The sequence below is a fragment of the Mitsuaria sp. TWR114 genome, assembly GCF_007997345.1.
Genome location: NZ_VOSR01000345.1, coordinates 1 through 5,929 on the forward strand (window position 1 = coordinate 1; position 5,929 = coordinate 5,929).

The following is a 5,929-nucleotide window of genomic DNA, read 5'->3' on the forward strand; positions in this document are numbered from 1 at the left end:
TCCGCGGCGGGTCACTAGAGGGGAGCGCTTTAAACTCGCCGGCTAATTTTTCTGGTGAATCGATGCGAGCCATGATCCTCGCGGCCGGGCGCGGTGAGCGCATGCGGCCGTTGACCGACCACACACCCAAGCCGCTGCTGAAAGTGCGCGGCAAGCCGTTGATCGAATGGCACATCGAGGCCTTCGCCCGCGCCGGCATCCGCGACGTCGTCATCAACACCGCATGGCTGCATGAGCAGTTCGAGGCGACGCTCGGCAACGGCGCGCGCTGGGACCTGCGGCTGCATTACAGCCATGAAGGCGCGCGCTACGGCCGCGCGCTCGAGACCGGCGGCGGCATCGCGACGGCACTAGACCTGCTGTGCGCCGACGGCGACGAGGCCTTCTGGGCAGTCTCGGCGGACATCTTCATTCCCGACTTCGTCTTCGATCCGGCCCAGGCCGCGGCCTTCGCGGCGAGCCCGCTGCTGGCGCACCTGTGGTTCGTGCCGAAGCAGCCGCGCCATCCGACCGGCGACTTCGGCATCGACGCGGCCGGCTTCGCGACGATCAACGGCAACCTCGAGGTCTACAGCAACATCGGCCTCTACAAGCGCGCCTTCTTCGACGGCGTGCAGCCAGGTGAGCACCAGCGCATCCGCGTCAGCCTGGACCGCGCGATCCAGGCGCGCGCGGTGACCGCGGAGCTCTACACCGGGCCTTGGGCGAACGTGGGGTCGCCGGATCAGCTGGAAGAACTCAACGCTTGGGGCTGACCGCTGGGCGCTGACACGGCCTGACCCCGCGCTGACACCAACCGCTCCTTTCGCTCGGGACACCTGCTGAGGAGGGAGGTCCAGGACCTCCTTGATCGAGATCAGACACGGCGCCGCCGGATGCGCACAGCATCCAGGCTCCGCTTCCAATCGTGGCTGGCCGAATCGGCATCGCGATTGGCCCCTCCGCCTGTCTCACCGATCTGGAGTCCCGTCCGTGGAAGTTTTTCATCGCACCCAATTGGCCGCCGAATTGGCCACGCACATCCTGGATGACGATCTCGCGCCCGCGAGTTCGGGTCTGTTCCTCGGCGCCCGCCGACGCACCGGGAAGTCGACCTTTCTTCGAGAAGATCTCTGCCCCGAATTGAGGCAGCGCGATGCCATCGTGATCTACGCCGATCTCTGGCAGGAGCGCGATCAGGATCCGGGCGACGTCATCACCGAAGCCATTCGCGAGGAAATGGCCCGCCATGACGGCGTGGTCCTGCGCTTCGCCCGCGCGGCCGGCATGGAGCGCGTCCAGGTCGGAGGACTGGCCTTCACCATGGACCGTGTCGGCCTCGGCAAGCAGGTCTCCCTGGCGCGCGCGCTGGCCGCGCTCTCCGATGAATGCGGGCGGATGATCGTGCTGATCATCGACGAAGCGCAGCATGCGATCACGACGGCACGAGGCAGCAACGTCCTGTACGCGCTCAAAGCCGCGCGCGACAAACTGAACATGGGTCCGCACCACGGCTTGCGCATCGTCGCCACCGGTTCAAACCGCAACAAGCTGGCGATGCTCGTCGAATGGAAGGACCAGGCCTTCTTCTGCGCACCGATGCAGGAATTCCCCGTGCTGGGCGCCGACTATCTCGCCTGGGTGCGCGATCGAGCGCCGGCGTCCGCGGCGTTGACGGTCGATGGCCTCATGGCCATCTTCGATCGCGCGGGCCATCGCCCCGAGTGGATGCAGGCCGGGTTGAGCGCACTGGCCGCGCGTGGCGACTGGACGGCCGACGAAGCACACGCCACCTTCGCCGAGGCGGTCGAATCCCGCGCGCGGGCCCGCATCCACAACCTGCTGGCGCTGGTCGGCCTGCTCAGCCCGTTGCAGTCAGCCGTGCTCCGCGTCCTGGCCGCGCAGGGGCGTAATTTCGTCCCCTTCTGGACACGGACGATGGATACCTACCGCATGGTCATCGAGGTGGACGACGGGAACGAAGCCACCGAGCCCATCAACCTCCACACCGTGCAGGCGGCCCTGGATGCGCTCAAGGAAAAGGGCTTCCTGTGGCGCTCGGTCCATGGTGTCTACGCCCTCGAGGAGTTCGGCATCCGCGAAGCGCTGGAGGAAGGCGGCTTGCTGACGAACTCGACCTGGCGCGTCACGGTGATGGGGCAGAAGGCCGCGTGAGCGGCAGGGCAGGCCGCCGTGCTCCCGCCAGCCGCACCAGGTACCCCGGGGTCGAATCCCGACGTGCGGCGCTCAGCGCGCGTTCGCCACCGGCCGACCGGCCCAGCGCTCGCACTGCTGGCGCACCAGCTCGTTGAGCAACTGCTCCTTCTCCACCACGCCGCGCGCCCAGGTCGCGTCGTTGCCCTGCCAGCGCATCTCCTCGCGCACGTAGCGCAGCGCCGGCTCGGCCTTCAGCGCCACCGCGTGCGGCTCCAGCGCATGCAGCGTGACGTTCAGGTCCTCGCGCAGGCTGCGGTGCTCGCCGCTCTTCGGGTCGACGAAGGTGCCGTCCAATCCGAAGCGGCAGGCCTGGAAACGGTTGAAGGTGTAGGGCAGGTAGTCGTCCTCGTGCAGCGCGAACGGGTGATCGTGCGAGATCCACCGCGCCAGGCACTGGATCAGCGCCGCCAGCGCCGAGGCCTTCTCGATCGTCAGCGGCGTGTCGAGCACCCGCACCTCGATCGTCCCGTACTCGGGCTTGGGACGGATGTCCCAGTAGAAGTCCTTCATGCTCTTCACGACGCCGGTGTGCGTCATCTTCTCGAAGAACACCAGGAAGTCGTCCCAGGTCAGCACGAAGGGCGCGCGCCCCGACAGCGGGAACGCGAACACGGAGTTCAGCCGCGCCGAATGGAAGCCGGTGTCGTTGCCCTGCACGTAGGGCGAGGATGCCGACAGCGCGATCAGGTGGGGAATGAAGCGCGACAGCCCATGCAGCAGCCGCAGCGCATGGTCCGGCCCTTCGCAGCCGATGTGCACGTGCTGGCCGAAGACGGTGAACTGCTTGCTCAGGTAGCCGTAGAGCGAGGAGATCTCCTGGAAGCGCGGCTTGTCGAAGATGCGCTGCTTGCTCCAGTGCTGGTAGGGATGCGTGCCGCCGCCCGACAGGCCGAGGTTGAGCTTGTCGGCGCTGCGCACCAGCGCGTCGCGGGTGATCGTCAGCTGTTCCAGCACCTGCTCGTAGTTCGTGCAGACGTTGGTGCAGAGCTCGATCATCGAGTCGGTGATCTCCGGCGTGACGTCGCCGGGCAGGGTCTCGCCCTTCATCACGCGCAGCAGATCCTTGGATCCCGGCATCAGGTCGTAGTCGTGACGGTTGACGATCTGGAGCTCCAGTTCCACGCCCATCGTCAAGGGCTTGGATGTGGCGAATGGTTCGAGGCTCATCGCTTCGCAGCCTCCTTCACAGGGGTTTCAGGGTGATGCTCGCCGGCCAGGCGCAGGCCCCATTGGACGGCGATCGGTCCGACCAGCTCCATGAGCGCGATCGTCGACAGGATGACCGGCGCCAGCAGCGCGGCGGTCTGCGGGTGATGCAGCTGCACCTCGCTGAACAGCACCAGCATCGTGCCCGACACCGGGCTCAGGCACACCGCCAGCGCGACGCCCTGGCGGGTGTCGATGCCGCTCAGCCGCGCCATGCCGGTCAGGGCGATCGCCTTGGCCAACAGGCGCAGCAGCAGCAGGGCCAGCGCCAGCACCGCGCCCGCGGCCAGCGCCTGCAGCGTCCAGGCGGAACCCACCGCCACGAACAGCATCAGCACCAGCACGCCGCCCGCCGTGCCGAAGTGGCGCGGCCAGACCCAGGGCCGCTCGGTCGTGTTGCGCAGGATCATGCCGGCCAGCAGCGGCACCAGCAGCGTGGACAGGTTCAGCACCCGCGCCACGCTCAGCGCCACCAGCACCAGGCCCAGCAGCATCAGCACCGAGTTCTCGTTGCGCAGGTCCAGCCGCCGCATCAGGCCGGCCGTCAATCGCGCCAGCAGCGCGGCGACGATCACCGAACCGACGAAGGCATACAGCGGCTGCGCGACGGCCTCCAGCCAGTCGCCCTTCTGGTCCAGCGCCAGCCAGCCCAGCAGCAGCTTGTGCGCGAGCACGCCGTAGATCGTGTTCAGCGAGGTCAGCGCCAGCATGCGTTCGCTGACCTGGCCGGCCGCGCGCAGCTCGGCGCCGACGCGGCCGACGACCGCGGCGCTCGAGGCCATCGTCAGCACCGCGCAGCTGATGGACACCAGCGGGCTCACGCCCAGCAGCGTCAGGCCGTAGCCGACGACGACGAAGCTGACCGCGGCCTCGGCCGCGCTGGCGCCGAGCAGCGCCTTGTTGTTGCGCAGCCAGCGCAGGTTCACGCGCGAGCCCATCTCGAACAGCAGCAGCGCCAGCGCCAGGTCGACGACGAGCCGCAAGCGCGCGTCCAGCGCGCCGTTGGCGAAGATGCCATGGCCCAGCGCCGCCAGGATCATGCCGACGACGCTGTAGCCGACGACGCGCGGCAGGCCCAGGCGGCGGTTCACGAATTCGCCGAGCACGCCGGCGGCCACCATGGTCAGCGAGGCCCAGAACAGCCAGTCCGGGCGCGGCGGCCAGGCGCTGAACTGCAGGAAGTTCGCAAGGTCGTTCATCAAAACGAAGGTTCTCCTCGATTCGTGGACGGCGGCCAATCCGGCCGGGGGAAGCCCCCGATCATCGGGCCATTCCGGTCGCCATGGAGCGAAGCCGGGGCAGGCGCTGGCAGCCTTTACTTGTCGGCTTTACCGATTGCCGGTCATCGGCACTCGGCGGGAGCGCCATTTGCCGCGCTCGTGCCGTTCTCATCCAGCGCTCGGCAATTGGCGGGTCCGCCCCTGGGGGGACCAGCGCGGCCGAGCGTCCAGGGTCAGGACTTGCCGGCCTCGATCGGCCGCGCGACGGCGGCTCCGGCATCGGCCGGCGGCGAAGAGCGCACGACCTTCAGGTCGCCGCTGGCCAGCCAGTCTGCCATCGATCCGCGCGAACGCTGGCGCAATGCGCCCTCGAGCTCCGTCACGTCCCCCGCGAAGCTCGTCGCGACGTCGACGCCATGAACGGCCCCGGCGATGCCGGTCACGCCTTCCCAGCCGTTGCGCCCGGCCCGCTTGACCGCATACAGCGCCTCGTCGGCCAGGGCCACTGTCGCGGCCCAGTCCAGGGCGCGCGGCAACGCCGGCGAGAGCGGGAAGGCCGCGAAGCCCACCGAGCAGGTGACGCCCACCTGCCGGCCCTCGCCGAGCTCGAAGGGCGCGCCGCAGACCTGCAGCCGCGCGCGCTCCGCGAGCTCGGCCGCATGCCGGCGGGAGGTACCGCGCGCCACGATCAGGAACTCCTCGCCGCCCCAGCGGACCAGGTAGTCGGCCTCGCGGAACACGGCGGTCAGCCGGCCGCGCATCTGCTGCAGGACCGCGTCGCCCGCCGCGTGGCCGAGACGGTCGTTGAGCGCCTTGAAGAAGTCCAGGTCGAGCAGGAAGAAGATCAGGTCGCCATCGTCGGGCGGCGCATAGCCGTCGTCGCGCGCCTGCTCGTGACGACGCACCGCGAGCGCCACGTCGGCCTCGATGTGCTGCGTCAGGAAGCGCCGGTTGCGCAGGCCGGTGAGCGGATCCGACAGGCTGGATTCCTCCAGCGCCACGCTCTTGGCCTGCAGGTCGGCGGAGAGCCGCTCCAGCTCCGCGGTGCGGGCCTTCACCTTGATCTCCAGCGCCAGCTGCGAGCGTCGCAGGTAGGCCGTGCGCAGCGCCACCAGCGCATAGACCAGCGCGATCAGCGCCGCGCCGCCGAGCGTGCGGGCCCACCAGGTCTGCCACCAGTCCGGCAGCACGCGCACCGGGATGCTGAGCTCCAGTGGGCTCCAGACGCCGTTGCGGTTGGTGCCGCGCACCCGCAGCCGGTAGCGGCCGGGATCGAGGTTGGTGTAGACCGCCACGCGCAGGTCGCG

5 protein-coding genes are annotated in these 5,929 nt (G+C 69.1%); 2 read left to right on the forward strand and 3 right to left on the reverse strand.

All coding sequences use genetic code 11. The annotated features are described in order from the left end of the window. Positions 1-71 precede the first annotated feature (71 nt). Positions 72-755 carry a nucleotidyltransferase family protein gene (locus tag FUT87_RS13530; RefSeq protein ID WP_255511820.1) on the forward strand — a complete coding sequence of 228 codons (684 nt, stop codon included), beginning with the start codon at positions 72-74 and terminating at the stop codon, positions 753-755. A gap of 217 nt (positions 756-972) precedes the next feature. After that, positions 973-2,154, forward strand: coding sequence for an ATP-binding protein (locus tag FUT87_RS13535; protein WP_147241361.1), 1,182 nt, complete (start codon positions 973-975; stop codon positions 2,152-2,154). A gap of 72 nt (positions 2,155-2,226) precedes the next feature. Here the strand turns inward: FUT87_RS13535 and FUT87_RS13540 are convergent, their stop codons facing one another. The 3 genes from FUT87_RS13540 to FUT87_RS13550 form a co-directional block, all read right to left on the reverse strand. After that, entirely contained in the window at positions 2,227-3,363 is a 1,137-nt protein-coding gene (locus FUT87_RS13540) for a YbdK family carboxylate-amine ligase (protein ID WP_091730910.1), read from the reverse strand. Beyond that, positions 3,360-4,601, reverse strand: coding sequence for a cation:proton antiporter (locus FUT87_RS13545; protein ID WP_255489866.1), 1,242 nt, complete (start codon positions 4,599-4,601; stop codon positions 3,360-3,362). Before FUT87_RS13545 ends, FUT87_RS13540 begins: the two co-directional genes overlap by 4 nt. A gap of 254 nt (positions 4,602-4,855) precedes the next feature. Continuing rightward, positions 4,856-5,929 (reverse strand): GGDEF domain-containing protein (locus tag FUT87_RS13550; RefSeq protein ID WP_147241363.1); only part of this gene is annotated, 1,074 nt, incomplete at its 5' end.

Bases quoted from the DNA above. Each gene is read 5' to 3' on its own strand.
- FUT87_RS13545 (WP_255489866.1), bottom strand. From the start codon at position 4,601: ATGAACGACCTTGCGAACTTCCTGCAGTTCAGCGCCTGGCCGCCGCGC.
- FUT87_RS13530 (WP_255511820.1), top strand. From the start codon at position 72: ATGATCCTCGCGGCCGGGCGCGGTGAGCGCATGCGGCCGTTGACCGAC.
- FUT87_RS13540 (WP_091730910.1), bottom strand. From the start codon at position 3,363: ATGAGCCTCGAACCATTCGCCACATCCAAGCCCTTGACGATGGGCGTG.